General features: G+C 62.2%; 13 protein-coding genes. 6 read left to right on the forward strand and 7 right to left on the reverse strand.

Features of this window, described 5'->3' with window-relative positions:
• Window positions 1-54: 54 nt before the first annotated feature.
• Both HNP33_RS18495 and gdhA read right to left on the reverse strand, forming a co-directional pair.
• Window positions 55-1,938, reverse strand: coding sequence for a M48 family metallopeptidase (locus tag HNP33_RS18495; RefSeq protein WP_184711194.1), 1,884 nt, complete (start codon window positions 1,936-1,938; stop codon window positions 55-57).
• Between the two features lie 116 nt (window positions 1,939-2,054).
• Window positions 2,055-3,401 carry an NADP-specific glutamate dehydrogenase gene (gene gdhA, locus HNP33_RS18500; protein ID WP_184711196.1) on the reverse strand — a complete coding sequence of 449 codons (1,347 nt, stop codon included), beginning with the start codon at window positions 3,399-3,401 and terminating at the stop codon, window positions 2,055-2,057.
• 480 nt (window positions 3,402-3,881) lie between these two features.
• Here gdhA and HNP33_RS18505 point away from each other — a divergent pair, with 480 nt between their 5' ends.
• The 4 genes from HNP33_RS18505 to HNP33_RS18520 all read left to right on the forward strand — a co-directional run bounded on the left by HNP33_RS18505 (window position 3,882) and on the right by HNP33_RS18520 (window position 8,961).
• Window positions 3,882-4,502: a MarR family winged helix-turn-helix transcriptional regulator gene (locus tag HNP33_RS18505; protein WP_184711198.1), complete on the forward strand. Its 621-nt coding sequence runs from the start codon at window positions 3,882-3,884 to the stop codon at window positions 4,500-4,502.
• Window positions 4,499-6,004, forward strand: a complete 1,506-nt coding sequence (locus HNP33_RS18510; protein ID WP_184711200.1) for an efflux transporter outer membrane subunit — start codon at window positions 4,499-4,501, stop codon at window positions 6,002-6,004. Before HNP33_RS18505 ends, HNP33_RS18510 begins: the two co-directional genes overlap by 4 nt.
• A 94-nt stretch (window positions 6,005-6,098) precedes the next feature.
• Complete coding sequence (locus HNP33_RS18515) at window positions 6,099-7,343, forward strand: HlyD family efflux transporter periplasmic adaptor subunit (protein ID WP_184711202.1); 1,245 nt, start codon at window positions 6,099-6,101, stop codon at window positions 7,341-7,343.
• 52 nt (window positions 7,344-7,395) lie between these two features.
• Window positions 7,396-8,961 (forward strand): DHA2 family efflux MFS transporter permease subunit, encoded by a 1,566-nt coding sequence (locus HNP33_RS18520; protein ID WP_184711204.1) that lies wholly within the window; start codon window positions 7,396-7,398, stop codon window positions 8,959-8,961.
• A gap of 159 nt (window positions 8,962-9,120) precedes the next feature.
• On the opposite strand, the gene mutL is transcribed toward HNP33_RS18520, so the two are convergent.
• The gene (mutL, locus tag HNP33_RS18525) at window positions 9,121-11,178 is read right to left on the reverse strand and encodes a DNA mismatch repair endonuclease MutL (RefSeq protein WP_184711206.1); all 2,058 of its coding nucleotides are present in this window, start codon (window positions 11,176-11,178) and stop codon (window positions 9,121-9,123) included.
• A gap of 111 nt (window positions 11,179-11,289) precedes the next feature.
• Here mutL and HNP33_RS18530 point away from each other — a divergent pair, with 111 nt between their 5' ends.
• Window positions 11,290-11,937, forward strand: coding sequence for a VTT domain-containing protein (locus tag HNP33_RS18530; protein WP_184711208.1), 648 nt, complete (start codon window positions 11,290-11,292; stop codon window positions 11,935-11,937).
• A 193-nt stretch (window positions 11,938-12,130) separates the two neighbouring features.
• Here HNP33_RS18530 and HNP33_RS18535 read toward each other — a convergent pair whose 3' ends face one another.
• Window positions 12,131-13,636, reverse strand: a complete 1,506-nt coding sequence (locus HNP33_RS18535) for an N-acetylmuramoyl-L-alanine amidase (RefSeq protein ID WP_184711221.1) — start codon at window positions 13,634-13,636, stop codon at window positions 12,131-12,133.
• 188 nt (window positions 13,637-13,824) lie between these two features.
• Window positions 13,825-14,322 carry a tRNA (adenosine(37)-N6)-threonylcarbamoyltransferase complex ATPase subunit type 1 TsaE gene (gene tsaE, locus HNP33_RS18540; RefSeq protein ID WP_184711210.1) on the reverse strand — a complete coding sequence of 166 codons (498 nt, stop codon included), beginning with the start codon at window positions 14,320-14,322 and terminating at the stop codon, window positions 13,825-13,827.
• Between the two features lie 147 nt (window positions 14,323-14,469).
• Between tsaE and queG the strand changes: the two genes are divergently transcribed.
• A complete protein-coding gene (queG, locus tag HNP33_RS18545; protein WP_221452132.1) occupies window positions 14,470-15,546 on the forward strand; it encodes a tRNA epoxyqueuosine(34) reductase QueG in 1,077 nt (358 codons plus the stop codon).
• A 134-nt stretch (window positions 15,547-15,680) separates the two neighbouring features.
• Here the strand turns inward: queG and panC are convergent, their stop codons facing one another.
• Window positions 15,681-16,526 carry a pantoate--beta-alanine ligase gene (gene panC, locus HNP33_RS18550; protein WP_184711212.1) on the reverse strand — a complete coding sequence of 282 codons (846 nt, stop codon included), beginning with the start codon at window positions 16,524-16,526 and terminating at the stop codon, window positions 15,681-15,683.
• A gap of 445 nt (window positions 16,527-16,971) precedes the next feature.
• Window positions 16,972-18,192, reverse strand: a 1,221-nt coding sequence (locus HNP33_RS18555; RefSeq protein WP_325064958.1) for a choice-of-anchor U domain-containing protein, incomplete at its 5' end; no start/stop codon positions are given.

Here is an 18,192-nt window from a genome sequence, read left to right on the forward strand (position 1 = left end):
ATGCCTTATGGGCGTTGGCGCTGGTGCAGTAGCGTTGGGGTCTGCGAGGCTGGTTCAGGCAGAGCGTGGCTGATAACTGGCTGTGTATAGCGGCTCACGTGCATGGCGACGGGCTTCTTCTTCGCTGGCCGCTTCTCCAACGCCTACGCTCACAATGAGCAGCATTCCTGGCAGATCCAGGTCAGCGTACAGCGCGCGGCGCAGTTGCATGCGGGCGTCTTCGCCCAAGGCGGGAGCCTGCACCAGCAGCAGATGGATGCGCAGGTCGGGCATCGATGGCTCATGTTTGCTTAGCAGCCAAGCCTGTGAGATGGTTTTGTACAGAGCCAACTCGCACCGCAGGTCAGCCAGCTCGAACTCGCTCAGGTCGGTTCTGCTTGTCCGGCTGAAAAGCGTTGCTTCCTGAAGCTGGGCCATGAAGCTCTCTTGCTCCTGCTCGGCTTCACGCTGGCGGTCGCGCCATAGCCGCATGGCTACGGCTTCATAACCAGCCTGCCTCGTCTGGGTTTCAAGCAGAGCAACCATGGTGCGGGCGGAAAAAGGGCGGTAGCTGGGGGCGGTCTGCCATAACATCTCCAGATATTGCCGCTGTTGGGTCGATTCGCTAGGTGTCAGCGTCGTGATCAACCCTGCCAGTGCTCCCGGGTGTTGTGGATGGTCTACCAGTATTTGTTCATAGAGGTGGCGGGTGCTTGCACTGTGATCAATTTTGTGCAGCAGGCGTGCCAGCTCCATGGTCTTGGCAGCATCGCGGTGTGTCATCGCTTGCAGGCGCTGGGCATGCTCCTGCCAGCGCGTCAGGCGAGCATGGTGCTGCTTCCAAGTGCTTGCATTGTTCTTGCACCACCGGGCATCGAACTCCTGCATCCAGCGCTCGGCCTGGGGGCCTAGCAAACCGATAGCACCTTTGGTTGACCAACTCGGCAGGCCAGGGCGCTCACCAGTGATGGCTTCTACTCTGTCTCGTAAGGCCGGATGGGTATCGTCTACATCACTGATCTTGGAAAGCGCACGGCGAAGGGCCTCCTGTGCAAATGCAGTCTCAGGCCTGAGTCGTAGCATGGCATGCATGGCGCTATAGGGTCCTTGGGGCAGCGCATGCAGGGCAGCGCTACGCCAGTGCTGGGCCCAAAAAGCTTCGTCCAACCAGGTGGCCTTGATCTCCATTTCAGTGAGCGTGGCAGCAGCCACATCCGCGCCCAGCAGTTGTGCGGCAATGCGGTCGGCCTCGTACTCATCCTGTCGGGCCATGGCGAAGGTTTTTGCGGCAAAACGGGGGAAGTACCAGTTCAGAAACGAGCGTGTGGCGATGGCCATTGCGCTGTCATCCTCACGCATACTGAAATAGAGTTTGAGCCAAGCACGCCGAGAGCGATAGACCCAGGCGCTCAGGCGATTGTGATTTTCGCGAAGATGGCCATATTCATGGGCCAGCACGGCCATGACGCGTGCCTTGTCCAAGCCCATGAGCAGCGGCAGGCCCACCATCAAGTAATTGACTGATCCTCCGAACATCCCAAAACGGGGCCTTTGCCAGATGGCTGCGTTGAAGTTGTCTTGCAAGTAGACGGCATGAATCGCCGGCCCTTTGACTTTGCGGCGAATGCGCTCAAGTGCCTTGAACAGCTCGGGCGCCTGCTCTTGAGTGATGGCAATACCTTCGGGCTCCTCGGACGGGCCGCTCCACAAGGCTTTCAAGCTGCTCCAAAACAGGCACAGTGCAAAGATGCCAAGCCAGATATAGGCGGCGCGAAACTGTCCTTGGACGGTGTGGGCGATCACCCAGGCTCCTACGCTCACGGCGAGAACCAGACAGCCCAGTACCCAAGCGTAGCCGAGCAATGCAAAGCGGATGACACTGCGCCGGTAGACAGCACTATTGTTTGCGCTCTCGATTTCGCTTTCGCGCACCAGATGGATGAAATCCGCCTGTTCCATGGCCCCTCATTTGATTTTCATGTCAGACAGCAAAAAGCCCCCGCGCTGAAGGGCACTGGGGGCATTGTGCAGGCGTTTGCACTCGGGTGATACGCCCGAGGCGACGGGTGTGGGATTTACAGCACGCCCTGCGCCAGCATGGCGTCGGCCACCTTCACGAAGCCAGCGATATTGGCGCCGTCGATATAGCTGATGGTGCCGTCTTCGCGCTTGCCGTATTTGACGCAGGCGGCGTGGATGCCTTCCATGATCTGGAACAGGCGTGCATCCACTTCCGAGGCAGGCCATCCCAGGCGCAAGGCGTTCTGGCTCATTTCCAGGCCCGAGGTAGCGACGCCGCCAGCGTTGGATGCCTTGCCGGGGGCATACATTACGCCCGCTTTCTCGAAAGCCTTGGCCGCTTCGATCGTACAGGGCATGTTGGCGCCTTCGGCCACGCACAGCACGCCGTTTTTGATCAGCTCCTGCGCATCGGCCAGGTGCAGCTCGTTCTGCGTGGCGCAGGGCAGGGCCACATCGGCCTTGATGAACCAGGGCGTCTTGCCTTCAAAATACTGCACGCCAGCAACCTGCTTGGCATAGTCGGCCACGCGGCCGTAGTGCTTGTTCTTGACTTCCATCAACTTGATCAGCTTGTCGCCGTCAAAGCCTGCGGGGTCATAAATGGTGCCGCTGGAATCGGACGCCGACACCACCTTGGCGCCGAGGGCCATGGCCTTGTCGATGGCGAACTGCGCCACATTGCCCGAGCCAGAGACGGAGACGGTCAGGCCTTCAAAGCCCTTGCCCTGGGTCTTGAGCATTTCCTGCGCAAAGTAGACGGTGCCAAAGCCGGTGGCTTCGGGGCGGATGAGCGAGCCGCCAAACGACAGGCCCTTGCCGGTGAAGACGCAGTCGGCACGGTTGGCCAGCTTTTTGTACATGCCAGCCATGAAGCCGACTTCACGGCCACCCACGCCGATGTCGCCCGCAGGCACGTCGGTGTCGGCGCCCACATGGCGGAAGAGTTCCGACACGAAGGCCTGGCAGAAACGCATCACCTCGGCTTCGCTCTTGCCCTTGGGATCGAAATCGGAGCCGCCCTTGCCGCCGCCCATGGGCAGGGTGGTCAGCGCATTCTTGAAGGTCTGCTCAAACGCCAGGAACTTGAGTACCGACAGGTTGACCGAGGGGTGAAAGCGCAGGCCGCCCTTGTAGGGGCCGATGGCCATGCTGTGCTGGATACGGTAGCCACGATTGACTTGTACCTTGCCGTGGTCGTCCACCCAGCTCACCCGAAAGCTCACCACGCGCTCGGGCTCGATGAGGCGCTCCAGCAGGCTGTGTTCGGCGTACCGTGGGTTTTTCTGGATAAAGGGCCACAGGCTTTCCATCACCTCGGTGACGGCCTGCAGGAATTCGGGCTGGCCGGGGTTGCGCTGTTCGACGTAGGCGAGAAATTGCTCCAGGGACTGGTGTTGCATGGACAGATCTTTCAAGGGCTAAGGCCGGAGTGCACCGTTTTCGCACGGTTGCAGAAGGTGTGCACAGTGCTGGTGCGTCGTTGCACTAAAAATGGACATTATGCCGAATGTGCATGCACTAATGCATAAAGTAAAAAGTGTCCTGCGCAATGCGTATGCAAATCGGGCTTCAAAGAGGTGCTTCGCTACGCTTTGCGGTTTTTGGTGGGGAGAGGAGTGTCGCTGCTCACTGGCCGGAGATGCCCTGAAACAGTGCATCCGGGGGCTAGAGCGCGGGATTGAGATGGGCGAGGGCTGGGTGGCTCGGAGTCTGGAGCCACTGCTGTCGCCAAGGTGCCGTATGCCTCCAGCGATGTGGATGCTGCATTGCACAAATCTGATATTCGATCAGGGTCTTTTACAAGACATGATATTGCCTAGGCAATGAATGATTGCATAATCATTGCGTTGTAAATAATTTCATATGAAAGAGGTTTGCGCATGTCTGATCCTCGCGTGCAAGACCACGGCCCGGATGACAGTGAAGGCGATTCGCTGGAGGCGGGCTACCCGTCGATCGAGCCGATCAAGGCCGCCAACTTCCCCTGCTGGTTGATGCGCATCATCTCGACGGTGGTGCGTGCTGAGGTGGATCGCCGTATGGAGCCGCTGGGGTTGACCCAGGCGCAGTGGATTCCTGTTTTGCGCCTGGCCAGTGGCGAGGCGCAGACCGCCGCCGATCTGGCGCGCAGCACCATGCAGACACCAGGAGCGATGACGCGGCTGGTGGATCGGCTGGTGGAGAAGGGCATCATCGAACGCGAACGCAGCACCGACGACCGCCGCGTGGTGCGGCTGCGGCTTACCGAAGAAGGCATGCGCGCAGCAGTGCAGGTGCCAGACATCGTCAGGAGCGTGAACCATGCAGCGCTCAGCCCGCTGGCGCCCGATGAACTGGCCCAGTTCCAGAGCTATCTGCGCCGCATCTATGAAGCCATGCCCCAAACCCTGAACAGCGACATGTGCCTGCCCGACGCCAATGGCCCATGCCATGCCGCTGCAAATGCTACAGACACCTCTACAGATACCCCCAGTACGCCCGGCAAGGAGAGGGCTTTATGAATCGCAGTTTTCCCCTTTATGGACGAAATCGCCAGCTGGCACTTTCTGCCATTGCGCTTGCGGCTACTACTTTCATAGCTGGCTGCGCTGATATGACTGGCATCCACACCGAAGCTTCCGCGCGCTCCCCACAGGCACTGGGTCTGATGGCGGAGCCATCTGCGGCCGATCAGGCCGCTGCTGTGGCGCCAGTCGATGCCCAGTGGTGGACGGCCCTGGGTGATTCGCGCCTGAACCAGCTGGTGGAGTCTGCCTTGGCAGACGGCCCGAGCCTCAAGGTGGCTGAAGCGCGCATCCGCAAGGCCTGGGCCATGGCCCAGGTGAGCGAAGCTGCCGACGGCCCGCAGGTGAACGGCCAGGCCACTGCCAACCGCAACCACGCACCGGCCAACGGCCTGATTCCGCCGCCGATTGCAGGCAACAACTACAACACGGCCGAGGCCCGCATCAACGGCAGCTGGTCGCTCGATCTGTTTGGCAAGCACCGCGCAGCGCTGGACGCTGCGGTGGGCACAGCCCGCGCAGCGCAGGCTGACCGGGATGCCGCGCGGGTGCTGCTGGCCAGCAACGTGGTGCAGGCCTATGTGCAGCTGTCGCGCTGGCAGGAGCAGGAAGCAGTGGCCGAGCGCGCCATTGCCCAGCGTGAACACACCCTCAAGCTGGTGCGCGATCGCTACAGCGCAGGCCTCGATACCACGCTGGAAGTGCGCCAGAGCGAAAGCGGCGTGCCCGAGGCGCGCGTGCAGCTGGAACAGGTGCGCGAGCAAAAGCACCTGGCGCAGAACGCGCTGGCGGCGCTGGTGGGCCAGCCCGGAAACGGACAGAACCTGCAGGCGGCACCGATTGCCAGTCTGAAGCTGCCACAGTTTCCGCAGCAGCTGTCTGCCAGCCTGCTGGGCCGCCGCGCCGATATTGTGGCTGCGCGCTGGCGCGTGGAAGCCGCAGACAGGAGCATTGCAGAGGCCAAAGCAGAGTTCTACCCGGACATCAACCTGACAGCTTTCATCGGTCTGTCGAGCATCGGCTTCAACAATTTTGCCAAGGGCAATGCGCGTGAATGGGGCGTGGGCCCGGCGCTGAGCCTGCCGATCTTTGATTCCGGCCTGCTGCGCGCCAACCTGCGCGGCAAATCGGCTGATTACGACGTGGCGGTGGAAGGTTATAACCAGGCCGTCATCAATGCCGTGCACGATGTGGCCGACCAGATTGCCTCTGCGAAGTCGGCCTACGCCCAGTTGCCTGAGCAACGCAAGGCCGCCGACGCGGCGCAAAGCGCGCTCGACATTGCCAACCAGCGCTATGCCGCAGGGCTGGGTACCTATCTGAACGTGCTGTCGGCCGAGACCAATGTGCTGACCCAGCGCCGCCAGTCGGTCGATATCGAGGCGCGCATCCTGCAGACCAACGCTGCGCTGGCCCAGGCGCTGGGCGGTGGCTACAGCGATCCAGAGCCGTCGGCCGCCGCCATCGACACCGCAGCCAGCCAGAAGAAAGCCAGCTGATTCAACGCCTGCATACCAGCGATATCCATACCGCGTACCGCAACCATAAGCAATACCAGGGTGAGCCCCTGGTTCAAAACCGCAACGCAATACCATGTCAAACACCAACGCTTCCGCACCCCAGACCGCAGCACCACAACAGGCCGAGCCGGTCGCCGCATCTTCCAGCCCCCGCAAGAAATGGCTGTTCCGCCTGACCGGCCTCGTCGTTGTGCTGGGTGCCGCTTACGGCATCTACGACTGGATGGTGAACAGCCATTTCGAGGAAACCGACAACGCCTACGTGCAGGGTAATATCGTGCAGATCGCGCCGCAGACGGCAGGCACGGTGCAGTCCATCATGGCCGACGACACCGACTATGTGAAGGAAGGCCAGATCATGGTGCGTCTGGATCCGGCAGACGCCAAGGTGGCGTTTGAGCAGGCCAAGGCCAACCTGGCCCAGGCCGTGCGGCAGGTGCGTACGCTGTATGTAAACAACGGCTCGTACACCGCCCAGATCGCCCAGCGGCAGGCTGAAGTCTCCAAGGCCAGGAACGATCTGGCCCGTGCCCAGAACGACCTCAAGCGCCGCCAGGCGCTGACCGGCAACGGAGCCGTGTCCAAGGAAGAGCTGAGCCACGCGCAAAGCCAGGTCGATGCCGCACAGGCCGCTGTTACCGCAGCGCAGGCGGCCGTGAGCACTGCGCGCGAGCAACTGGCCAGCAACCAGTCGCTGACCGAAGGCATCAGCGTGAACGAACACCCCAATGTGCAGGCAGCGGCCGCCAAGGTGCGCGAGGCCTATCTGGCCATGCAGCGGGTGGAGCTGGTCTCGCCCGTCTCGGGCGTGGTGGGCAAGCGCTCGGTGCAGGTGGGCCAGCGCGTGGCGCCCGGCACGCCGCTGATGACTGTGGTGCCGATGAACCAGCTGTGGGTGGAAGCCAACTTCAAGGAAAACCAGTTGCGCAACCTGCGCCTGGGTCAGCCCGTCAAGATGACGGCCGACCTGTATGGCAAGAAGATCGAATACACCGGCACAGTGGAAGGCCTGGGCGTGGGAACCGGCTCGGCCTTTTCGCTGCTGCCTGCGCAAAACGCCACGGGCAACTGGATCAAGGTGGTGCAGCGTGTGCCGGTGCGCATTGCGCTCGATCCCAAGCAGCTGGAGGAGCACCCACTGCGCGTAGGCCTGTCGATGCTGGTTGATGTGGATATCCAGAACCAGGATGGCAAGCTGCTGGCCGAAGTGCCGCGCAAGGAGCCGTTGGTGCAGACCAATGTGTATGACGTGCAGGACAAGGGTGCTGATGCGGTGATTGCCGAGGTCATCACCAACAACGCCGGCAAGCACCTGTAAGCGTGCCATTGATTGACTAGCGGCGGCCCGTAGGGCTGCCCGAGGATGCGTTATGGCAACTTCCAATCCCCCATTGCCGCACCCGCCGCTCGAAGGCTCGGCGCGGCTCATTGGCACCCTGGCACTGTCGGCCGCAGTGTTCATGAATGTGCTCGACACCTCGATTGCGAATGTGTCGCTGCCCGCGATTGCGGGCGATCTGGGCGTCAGCGCCAACCAGGGCACCTGGGTAATCACCAGCTTTGCCGTGGCCAATGCCATCTCGGTGCCGCTCACCGGTTGGCTGTCGATGCGCTTTGGCCAGGTGCGGCTGTTCATGCTCAGCGTGGTGCTGTTCGTGATCTCGTCGTGGCTGTGCGGCCTGGCGCCCAACATGAGCGCGCTGATCGCCTTCCGCGTACTGCAGGGCTTTGTTGCAGGGCCCATGATCCCGCTGTCGCAGTCGCTGCTGTTGGCCAGCTATCCGCGCGCCATGGCGGGCACGGCCATGGCCTTCTGGTCGATGACCACCCTCATTGCCCCGGTGATGGGGCCGCTGCTGGGTGGCTGGATCACCGACAACATGAGCTGGCCGTGGATCTTCTACATCAACGTACCCGTCGGCATTCTGGCGGTATTTGCCACCTGGCTCATCTTCCGCCACCGCGACACACCGCGCAAGGCACTGCCTATCGATGCGATTGGCCTGGGGCTTTTGGTGGTGTGGATTTCGGCCATGCAGATCATGCTGGACATCGGCAAGGAGCACGACTGGTTCCAGTCGCCGATGGTGGTGGCCTGCGGGGTGATTGCCGTGGTGGGGTTTGCCTACTTCCTGATCTGGGAGCTGGGTGACAAGCATCCGGTGGTCGATCTGCGCCTGTTCAAGAACCGCAACTTCTGGGCGGGAACGCTCGCCATCTCGGTGGGCTACGGCCTGTTCTTTGGCAATGTGGTGCTGCTGCCGCTGTGGCTGCAGCAGTTCATGGGCTATACCGCGACCGATGCGGGCATGGTGATGGCGCCTGTGGGCCTGCTGGCCATGGTGCTCTCGCCCGTGGTGGGCAAGACGATCCACAAGGTCGACCCACGCCGCTATGCCACCGCGTCGTTCCTGGTGTTCGGCATCGTGATGTGGATGCGCGCGCGCTTCAATACCCAGGTCGACTTGACCACCATCATGATTCCTACCATCGTGCAGGGCGTCGCCATGGCTGGGTTCTTCATCCCCTTGATGACGATCACGCTCAGCGAAATCCCGCCCGAGAAGATGCCCAGTGCATCGGGCCTGTCGAACTTTGTGCGTATCACCTGCGGCGCGGTGGGCACCTCGATCTCGACCACGCTGTGGGAGCGCCGTGCCAGCCTGCACCACGCGCAGCTGGTGGAGCACATCACGCTGGGCGATGGCCCGACGGCGCAGGTGGTGCAGAGCCTGCAGGCAACGGGCCTGAGCCTGCAGCAAGCGCTGGCGCAGGTGGATCGCATGGTCAACCAGCAGGCATTCATGCTGGCGGCCAACGATATCTTCTGGGCGTCGTCGGTGCTGTTCCTGCTGCTGATTCCGCTTGTATGGCTGGCCAAGGGCCCCAAAGGCCACGGCGGCGGTGGCGCAGATGCTGCAGCGGCTGCGCACTGATGCGGTAATGCCGACGGTGATGGTGCTGACCGGATCGGCACCAGGGCTGCAATAAACAACAAAGAGCGCCGACGGCGCTCTTCGTTTTTTGGGGCTTGTGCGGAAAGAAAGGCGCCTGCGGTCAGCGCAGGGCCTTGAGCAAGCTCAAGGCATTCCAGATCAACGTCCGCGCAGGAACAGTCCGTCCAGCTCTTTCATCGTCAATTGCCGCCATGTGGGCCGCCCGTGGTTGCACTGGTCGGATCGCTCGGTGCGCTCCATGTCGCGCAGCAGGGCGTTCATCTCGTCGATGGTGAGCTGCCGGTTGGCGCGCACGGCGCCGTGGCAGGCCATGGTGCCCAGGATTTCGTTGCGCGCCCGCTGCACCACGGTGCTGGCGTCGTGCTGGGCCAGTTCTGCCAGCACGCTGCGGGCCAGCTCCACCGGATTGCCTTGCGCCAATGTGGTGGGCGTTGCGCGCACGGCCAGCGTCTTGGGCGAAAAGGGGACGATCTCCATCCCCAGCTGCGCCAGCGTTTCGGCGTTTTCCTCGGCGGTTGCCACTTCCTCGGGCGTGGCCGAGAAGGTGGCGGGGATCAGAAGCGGCTGGCTGGATATGGCGCTGCTGGCATCGCCGTCGTCCAGCTGGCTTTTGAGCCGCTCGTACACGATGCGCTCGTGCGCGGCGTGCATGTCGACGATCACCATGCCCTGGGCGTTCTCCGCCAGGATGTAGACGCCATGGATCTGCGCCACCGCGCGGCCCAGCGGCCAGGGGTTTTCGGCAGATTCCGGCGGCAGCGCGGGCACCAGTTGCGGGCTGGCAGGCTGCAAGGCCCATGCAGGCGACGCTTCCTGCGCGCGCCATGCGGATGAAGTATCAGTCTGGGGCGACGTTGCCAGCGATGGTGACTGCAAACCTGCACGAGCCCGGTCTGCCTGGCCCCACAGCACGGCTGTCTGTTGCAGTGCCTGGGCTCCGTCGACGCGAGGGGGTACTTCAAAATATATAGCGGTTTGCGCCTGTGGGGAAAGCGCTGGCGGGCGCTGGGGCTCCAAACCGCCAGCGTCGGCAGCGGTTGCGGCCGCAGAGGTGGGCTGCGCATCGGCAAGGTTGTGCGCACGCGGGGCGGCAAGGGCGTTTTCCACGCCATGCAACACCGCCTGGTGTACCTCACGGCTGTCCCGAAAGCGCACCTCGATCTTGGTGGGGTGCACATTCACATCCACGCGCATCGGGTCGATGCTGACGTAGAGCGCATACACCGGCTGGCGGTTGCCGTGCAGCACATCTTCATAAGCGGCGCGCGCAGCGTGCGTGAGCACCTTGTCGCGCACGAAGCGGCCGTTGACGTAACAGAACTGCTGATCGGCACGGGCGCGGGCCGCATTGGGAACGCCTGCCCGGCCTCGCACCAGCACATGCCCGGCGCGGTAGTGCACCACCACCGATTGCTCCAGAAAATCATGGCCCAGCACATCGGCCAGGCGCTTGTCCAGCGCCTGCTGTACCAGTTGCTCGCGGGTCTCCGCATCGGGCGCGGCATCCAGGTCGGCCGCGCCCAGCGTGGCGCGCCATTGCTCCACCAATTTACCTTCGTGCCAGATGGCAAAGCCGACCGACGGGCGGGTGAGCGCATGGCGGCGCACGGCCTCGATGCAGTGGGCCAGCTCGGTGGCATCGGTCTTGAGGAACTTGCGGCGCGCAGGGGTGCTGAAGAACAGTTCCTTGACTTCCATCGTGGTGCCGGGATTGCGCGCGGCCGGACGCAGCTCGCCGCTGCGGGCATCGAGCATATAGGCCGTGTCCTGGTCTTGCGGGCGCGAGAGCACGGCCATTTCCGATACCGAGGCGATGGCAGCGAGCGCTTCGCCGCGAAAACCCATGGTGGCCACCGATTCCAGATCGTGCAGATTGCGGATCTTGCTGGTGGCGTGGCGGCGCAGGGCAATCGGCAGTTCTTCGCGGGGAATGCCACAGCCGTCGTCTTCCACCGTGATCAGGCGCACGCCGCCTGCCAGCAGGCGTACCGTGATGCTGGTGGCGCCCGCATCAAGCGCGTTGTCCACCAGCTCGCGCACGACGGAGGCAGGGCGTTCCACCACCTCACCGGCGGCAATCTGGCTGACCAGCTCGTCTGGCAGGTCCTGGATCTGGCGTCGCGGCTGCACCGTGGTGCCGGTGAGGGTAGGCGCGTCCGGGGTTTCCAGCGTCTGTTCGTTCGTTTCTGCAGTCATAAAGGGATTTTAAGAAGCTAGCACCACCATTCGCGGTAAAGTGCGCGCTGTGCTATCCAAGTCATAGCGCTGGCAACTGTTGCCTCATATGATCGCTTTGAAGGACGTGTTTTGGAAATCGTGATGCATCTGGTCGACTTCATTTTGCATGTCGACAAGTACCTGGAAGCTTTTGTAACCACCTACGGCATGTGGGTGTATGCACTGCTGTTTTTGATCGTGTTCGTCGAGACCGGCGTGGTGGTGATGCCGTTTCTGCCGGGCGATTCGCTGCTCTTCATTGTGGGAGCCATGTGCGGCGCGGGGCTCATGAGCTATCCGCTGGCCACGGCGATCCTGTTTGCGGCAGCTTTTCTGGGCGATCAGTGCAATTACCAGATCGGCCACCACCTGGGGCCCAAGGTGTTTCAGTGGGAAAACTCGCGCTGGTTCAACCGCAAGGCCTTTGACAAGGCGCATGCGTTTTATGAGCGCTATGGCGGCATCACCGTGATTCTGGCGCGCTTCATGCCCTTCATCCGCACCTTTGCGCCGTTTGTGGCCGGGGTGGCGCGCATGAACCGCGCCAAGTTCGTTGCCTACAACCTGCTGGGCGCGCTGATCTGGGTATTTGGCATCTGCACGGCAGGCTACTTCTTTGGCAACATGCCCTGGGTCAAGGCCAACCTGGAAAAAATCATCTGGGGCCTGATCCTGATTCCCGGCCTGCTGGCCATCTTTGGCGCCTGGCGCGCCGGCAAGAACGAGCAAACCGCTTGAAGCGCTGCCTTGGAGCTGCATGAAAAGCAGAGCACGTAGCGCATGCCAGCTTTGGGTTGCAGCGATAAATATGCTGAAACCCTAATACCAGAAGGCGCTGGCTGCTCTTGTTTTTGATAGTGCCCGCATGAAATACAAAAAGGAGCCGAATGGCTCCTTTTTCGTTGCGGGTCTGTGCGCGCCTTTTTCCCTGTCAGACCGTCCGGTTGCGTGCAAGCGGCGGGTTCTTGGCAAAGTAGGCCTGAATGCCGCGCATCATCGCATCGGCCAGTTGGTTCTGGTAGGCCGTGGTGCGCAGCTTGGCTTCTTCTTCCGGGTTGGAGATGAAAGCGGTCTCGACCAGCACACTCGGAATATCGGGCGCCTTGAGCACGGCAAAGCCGGCTTGCTCCACACGCGGCTTGTGCAGACGGGCAAAGCCGCCCAGCTGCTGCAGCACGTGGGAGCCAAGCTTGAGGCTGTCGTTGATCTGTGCGGTGGTGCTCATGTCGAGCAGTGCACGCTGCACATGGGCGTCTGCATCGCCCAGGCCAGCCACGTTCAGGCCGCCGATCAGGTCAGACTGGTTTTCCTTGTTGGCCAGCCAACGCGCGGCCGAACTGGTGGCGCCGCGCTCGCTGAGCGCAAACACGCTGGCGCCGTTGGCCGATGGCTTGGTGAAGGCATCGGCGTGGATGCTGATGAACAGATCGGCCTGCACACGGCGGGCCTTCTCGACGCGGGTGCCCAGCGGCACAAAAAAATCGGCATCGCGCGTCATGAAGGCGCGCATGGGATTGCCCCCGACGCTGGAGCTGTTGATGCGCTCGCGCAGCATGTGGCCGATCTTGAGCACGATGTCTTTCTCGCGCGTGCCACTGGGGCCGGTGGCCCCAGGGTCTTCACCGCCATGGCCGGGGTCGAGCGCTACGATGATCAGCCGATCCGTACGCGAGGCAGGCCGGCTGCGGGCTGGCGCAGGCTCGGGGGCAGGACTGGGCACGGGCGCCGGCCTGGGAGGCGGCGGCGGTGCCACTGGCGCAGGAGGCGGGGGAGCCATGGCTACCACGGCAGGGGCCGGGGCCGGTGCTGCTGGCCGGTTGCCGCTCTTGGCGATCAGCTCACCCAGCGGATCCACCTCGGGAGCGGCTGCAACGGTGGCTGGCGGTGGCGTCTGCACCACGGTGCCTGTTACCGCAGGCAGCGGCGGATCGCCCGCCATTGCGGCCGCGACCGATGGCGCCACAGTGGAGGGCTGCGCAGGCATGGGTGCAGGCGCGGCCGCCACGGCGGTGCTGCGGCCTTCCAGCAGGCGCTCCGCAATCAGGCTCTCCAGCGGATCGGCAGGTTTTGCCGGATACAGATCGAGCACCAGGCGATGCTGGTACGGGGCAAACGGCTTGAGCGTGAACACCTGCGGCGAGGCGTCGTGCTTGAGGTCGATCACCAGGCGCACCACCTGGGGCGAGTTCTGCCCAACGCGGATGCCTGCAATGTTCGGGTCATCGGCTCGCACCTTGGCGACCAGCTCGCGCAGTGCGGGATTCAGGTCAATGCCTTCAATATCGACCGCCAGGCGTGGCGGCGTGGGCACGAAGCGCTGCTCAGTCTTGAGCGGCACGTCCGACTCGATGGTGACGCGGGTGTAATCCTTGGCGGGCCAGACGCGCACGGCTACGATGCTGGCGCCAAATGCCAGCTGGCCACTGCCCAGCAGCATGACCAGGCTGCCGCCGCCGCGCAGAAGATTGCGACGGGAGAGACCGGGCCGCGCCAGGCCGGGCCGGGCCAAGCCTGGCCGGGTTGTTCCGCACGATATGGCTGCATCATAGGCAGCATTACCTCCCACATCATGGTGGAGAGGGCTGGCGGGCAGGGATGGAGTCGGGTCAAATTTTGGGGTGTCGCTCACGCTGAAAACCCTTGGACAATGGATGCGCCAGTGGCGGTGTTCGCTTGCAGCGTCACACGCCTTTCTGATTCATCGATCGCTTCAATACTGATAGCTACATCTGCAATAGGGGTTACCGCTGCAGCCTTTTCCGGCCATTCTGCCACTTTCAGGCCAGGGCTTGCAAAAATATCGCGAAAGCCCGCATCTTCCCACTCGCGGGGATCGTCGAACCGGTAGAAGTCGAAGTGAGAGATGGGAAAATCTGCGCCCTCATGCGGCTCCACGACGGCATAGGTCGGGCTTTTGATGCGGCCCTGTACCCCGAGCGCGCGCAGCAGGTGGCGCACCAGGGTGGTTTTGCCTGCGCCCAAGTCACCGTGCAAGGTGATATAGGCGTTCGCAAGGGCTGGCTGCGCAGCCAGCACCTGGGCAAAGGCTGCGGTATCGGATTCGTCATGCCAGACACATGCATGGCTGGGATAGCGAGGGCTGGCGGTGGTGTCGGTGCTCATGCTGGCGATCCAATGGTTTGAAATTTTTTACAATGATGACCCATGGAAACCAGGACTTGCGCAAAAAAAGATGCACAACAGGCATCTTCCTCCGTGAAATGTCTTGCTTGATGTGAATTTGCGTCCATTGTGGAAATTTGGGAAGTCATGGAACAGGCCAATCAACAGCTGCTGCAGCAGATCGACGGGTGGGCGCGCGAGCTGGGATTCTCCCAAATCGGCGTGGCCGGCGTGGATTTGTCGGCGGCTGAACCCGGATTGATGCAGTGGTTGCAAAAAGGTTTCCATGGCGAGATGGCATACATGGCCACGCATGGGTTAAAGCGCGCCCGCCCGGCCGAGCTGGTGCCCGGCACCGTCAGCGTCATCACCGCGCGCATGGATTATCTGCCGCAAGACACGCCCGATGGCTGGCAACAGATTGAATGGCAACGCCAGGCCCGCCCTGGCGAGGGCGTGGTGAGCATCTATGCCCGGGGGCGCGATTACCACAAGGTGCTGCGCAACCGCCTGCAGAAGCTGGCCGAGCGCATCGATGCGGCTGTGGGTGCCATGCAGCACCGCGCCTTTACCGATTCTGCCCCCGTGCTGGAGGCGGAGCTTGCCAGCCGCAGCGGCCAGGGCTGGCGTGGCAAGCACACCCTGGTGCTGAGCCGCGACGCCGGGTCGATGTTCTTTCTGGGCGAAATCTTTGTCGATCTGGCGCTGCCGCCCACCGAGGCGGTGACTGCGCATTGCGGGCAGTGCAGCGCCTGTATCGATGCCTGCCCGACCGGGGCCATCGTGGAGCCGCATTCGGTCGATGCGCGCCGCTGCATCTCGTACCTGACGATCGAGCTGCATGGCGCTATCCCCGAGGAGTTTCGCGCGCCCATCGGAAACCGCATCTACGGCTGTGACGACTGCCAGCTGGCCTGTCCGTGGAACAAATTCGCCCAGCGCGCCAGCCTTCCTGATTTTGATGCCCGTGGTGCATTGCTCGACCAGCAGCTGCCGCACCTGTTTGCCTGGGACGAGGCCACGTTTCTGCGCATTACCGAAGGCAGCCCCATCCGCCGCATTGGCCACGAGCGCTGGCTACGCAATGTCGCAGTGGCCCTGGGCAATGCCTGGCGTGCGACCGGCGATGCCGCTTATGCGCAGGCGCTGGCTGCGCGCGCCGACGACGCCAGTGCCCTGGTCCGTGAGCATGTGGCCTGGGGCTTAGGCCAGAACAACGCATAGCGGTCACCAGGAAAGCGCCTGCCGGGGTCTGAATGCAGTCTGGCGTGATCCGCTGCGAGAGCTTTTTGAGCTTATCCATACGCTCAATTGCCCTGAAGGGCGCAGGGTGCAAATGTCTGGGCTTTCTTCGGTTTCTAGAATTCCAGGCAGTCAATCAAACGCGTGTTGCCCAGGCGCGCAGCGCCAATTGCTACCAACGGAACCTCCCGCATCCCCTCTTGCGGAGGAAGCAAGTTCTCTCGCATGCGAACGGTCAGGTAGTCCGGCATCCAGCCCTTGTCACGCAGCGCTTCGATGGCCGCCGCTTCCAGCTCAGCGAGTGGCCGCTGGTTAATACAGGTTTCGCACGCAAGCTCTTGCAGCGCATTGGAGAGTTCGACCGCTTTTTGGCGCTCCTGCACGCTCAAGTACCCGTTTCGAGAACTCAGCGCCAGTCCATCATGGGCACGTGCGGTATCTACACCGATGATCTGAATCGGCAGGGCGAACTGCTGAACCATGCGGCGAATCACCGCCAACTGCTGGTAGTCCTTCTTGCCAAATACCGCGACTCCACCTCCTGTGGTTGCGAAAACACAGGAAAACAACTTCATCACCACGGTACAAACGCCCGTGAAAAAGCCGGGGCGGAACTCGCCCTCCAGGATATTGGCAATCAATGGATCGGGCACCACCTTGAACACCTGAGGTTCGGGGTAGAGAGCCTGCTCGCGTGGGGCAAAGAGCACATCGCAACCGGCGGCTTCCAGCTTTGCGCAGTCGGCTTTCCAGGTGCGTGGATAGCTGTCGAAATCCTCATGCGGTAGGAACTGCAGCCGGTTCACAAAAATGCTTGCTACCGAGATATCGCCACGCGCGCGCGCGGTCCGAACCAGCGAAAGGTGGCCATCATGCAGGTTGCCCATCGTGGGCACAAATGCGGGCCTGCCTCTTTGATCAAGGGCTGCGCGAAGCTCAGCGATGGTGCGTGTGATTTGCACGTTGGTAGCTCCTAAAGAATCTCTGTTACTGATGGAGAGTTATTGAAAATCACCAGGCATGGGCTGCATCGTCCGGAAACTCTCCCTTTTTACCGCTCGCACGCAGGCTCAATGGCGCCCATGACAAATCCCGAGTCCCCCATGAATTTGCGTACAAGTCCAGGAGTCCTGCCGAAGTGAATCCCGATACCAGTGGTTTTAGGGCATTGCAGCGGTTGCGCCAGGTGCGCCATGCGCGATGGGTTGGGTGGCTTTCGTTGAGGCATGGGTCAAGCGTGCGAAATTGTGCAGGAAGGAGCACTGTTCGTGAAGTCGGCAAAGGTGGGTGCTGCCTGCCTGTTTCAGGGCCTGCGCTGCATCGGAATGTTCTGCAACGCACAGGGCGATCCTCCGTTGGCGGTAGGCTATCACCGCTATATCTCATGCAACGGTGCCCCTAGTGAGCTCAGGGCTTGCCAGGGGCGACCGAGCCGCCGCTGGCCCTGCGGCGCTGGAAGCGCACGATGATCCAGCCAATGAGCCCGGAGGCGAGCAGCAACGCCAAGGGCTGATTGACAGGAATGTTTGACACAGACTGTGGGGGGGCGGCTGTCGGCGCTGCCACAACGACCGGGTCTACGATGGCCCCATTCAGCGCGCCATCTTCATCCAGAGGCCCTCCGTCGGTGATGGCGTAGCTGACCGTATTGCCAACGATCACCGCGGAAGGAATTTCGACAGCTTCCTTCTGCCCTTTGGCGTTCTGGGTGATCTTGAGCAGTTTGGCGCCTGCTGGCACCGCCGCAGGCAGCGACAAGGTGACTTTCGCTGTCAAGCCCGTCTTGCTGCAGTTGTTCAGTGTGAAGGATACGAGGCCCGTGGCAGCGCTCATTCCGGCAGGCAGCACATCACGAGGCGCTGCGCCAAGTGATGACAGCACTCCGGTGCAGCGGGCGGTGGCGGTCACGTTCAGCCTGACGTCCGGCACACCCGTCTCCTGCGAGGTCAATTGCGTATCGATCAGCACCACATCGTGTTCGGCAGGCGCCGCCGCCTTGACATGCAAGAACGCAGCAGACACAGAGCCGACCTGCCCGTTTTCGGTGGTACCTTGCACATAGACAAGGTGGCGCCCCGCAGCCAGACCTGTCGTGTCAATGCTGCCTGATGCAACTTTTGTGGCATTCTCAAAGCCGGCCTGAGCCTTGTTGGATGCTGACAGCGTAAGCGGTATGCCCTTTGCGCCAGGCTCCCACGGCAGCTTGTCCACGTACGCTGTGGCAGCCGTAACATTTTTGACGACAGGAACTGGTGGCGCGGGGATGCTGGACTGCCCAGGCTTGGAGTAGAGGTAGCGGTTGTCATCGACCAGGGCGGTAATCGCAGCCGCCGCGCCTACCGTGATTTCGTCGGCAGCAATCTTTACTTCGACCGTATCAGGCCCTTTGGGCAGCTGATAGGGCCGGTGCAGCACACGGCTGAGGTAGTGAAGGCCGTTGAAGTTATCAGGGTAGACCTGTTTGTTGAAGTTGGTGCAGCTCTCGTAGAACGAGCGCCCCATCTCCACTAAATAGGAGGGAGCACCCAGATAGCCATAAAGGCTTTGTTGCACAAATCCGGGCCGCAGCGGTAGTAGGCTCGGATGATGAGTGAGACGAACTGGGGTCGGCGCAAGTACCGCACCACA

Origin of the sequence: Comamonas odontotermitis (genome assembly GCF_014207855.1) — a bacterium.
Taxonomy (GTDB): Bacteria; Pseudomonadota; Gammaproteobacteria; order Burkholderiales; family Burkholderiaceae_C; genus Comamonas; species Comamonas odontotermitis_A.

Coding starts and splice junctions, on each gene's coding strand:
- HNP33_RS18495 (WP_184711194.1), bottom strand. CDS start 1,938: ATGGAACAGGCGGATTTCATCCATCTGGTGCGCGAAAGCGAAATCGAG.
- gdhA (WP_184711196.1), bottom strand. CDS start 3,401: ATGCAACACCAGTCCCTGGAGCAATTTCTCGCCTACGTCGAACAGCGC.
- HNP33_RS18505 (WP_184711198.1), top strand. CDS start 3,882: ATGTCTGATCCTCGCGTGCAAGACCACGGCCCGGATGACAGTGAAGGC.
- HNP33_RS18510 (WP_184711200.1), top strand. CDS start 4,499: ATGAATCGCAGTTTTCCCCTTTATGGACGAAATCGCCAGCTGGCACTT.
- HNP33_RS18515 (WP_184711202.1), top strand. CDS start 6,099: ATGTCAAACACCAACGCTTCCGCACCCCAGACCGCAGCACCACAACAG.
- HNP33_RS18520 (WP_184711204.1), top strand. CDS start 7,396: ATGGCAACTTCCAATCCCCCATTGCCGCACCCGCCGCTCGAAGGCTCG.
- mutL (WP_184711206.1), bottom strand. CDS start 11,178: ATGACTGCAGAAACGAACGAACAGACGCTGGAAACCCCGGACGCGCCT.
- HNP33_RS18535 (WP_184711221.1), bottom strand. CDS start 13,636: ATGCTGCTGGGCAGTGGCCAGCTGGCATTTGGCGCCAGCATCGTAGCC.
- tsaE (WP_184711210.1), bottom strand. CDS start 14,322: ATGAGCACCGACACCACCGCCAGCCCTCGCTATCCCAGCCATGCATGT.
- queG (WP_221452132.1), top strand. CDS start 14,470: ATGGAACAGGCCAATCAACAGCTGCTGCAGCAGATCGACGGGTGGGCG.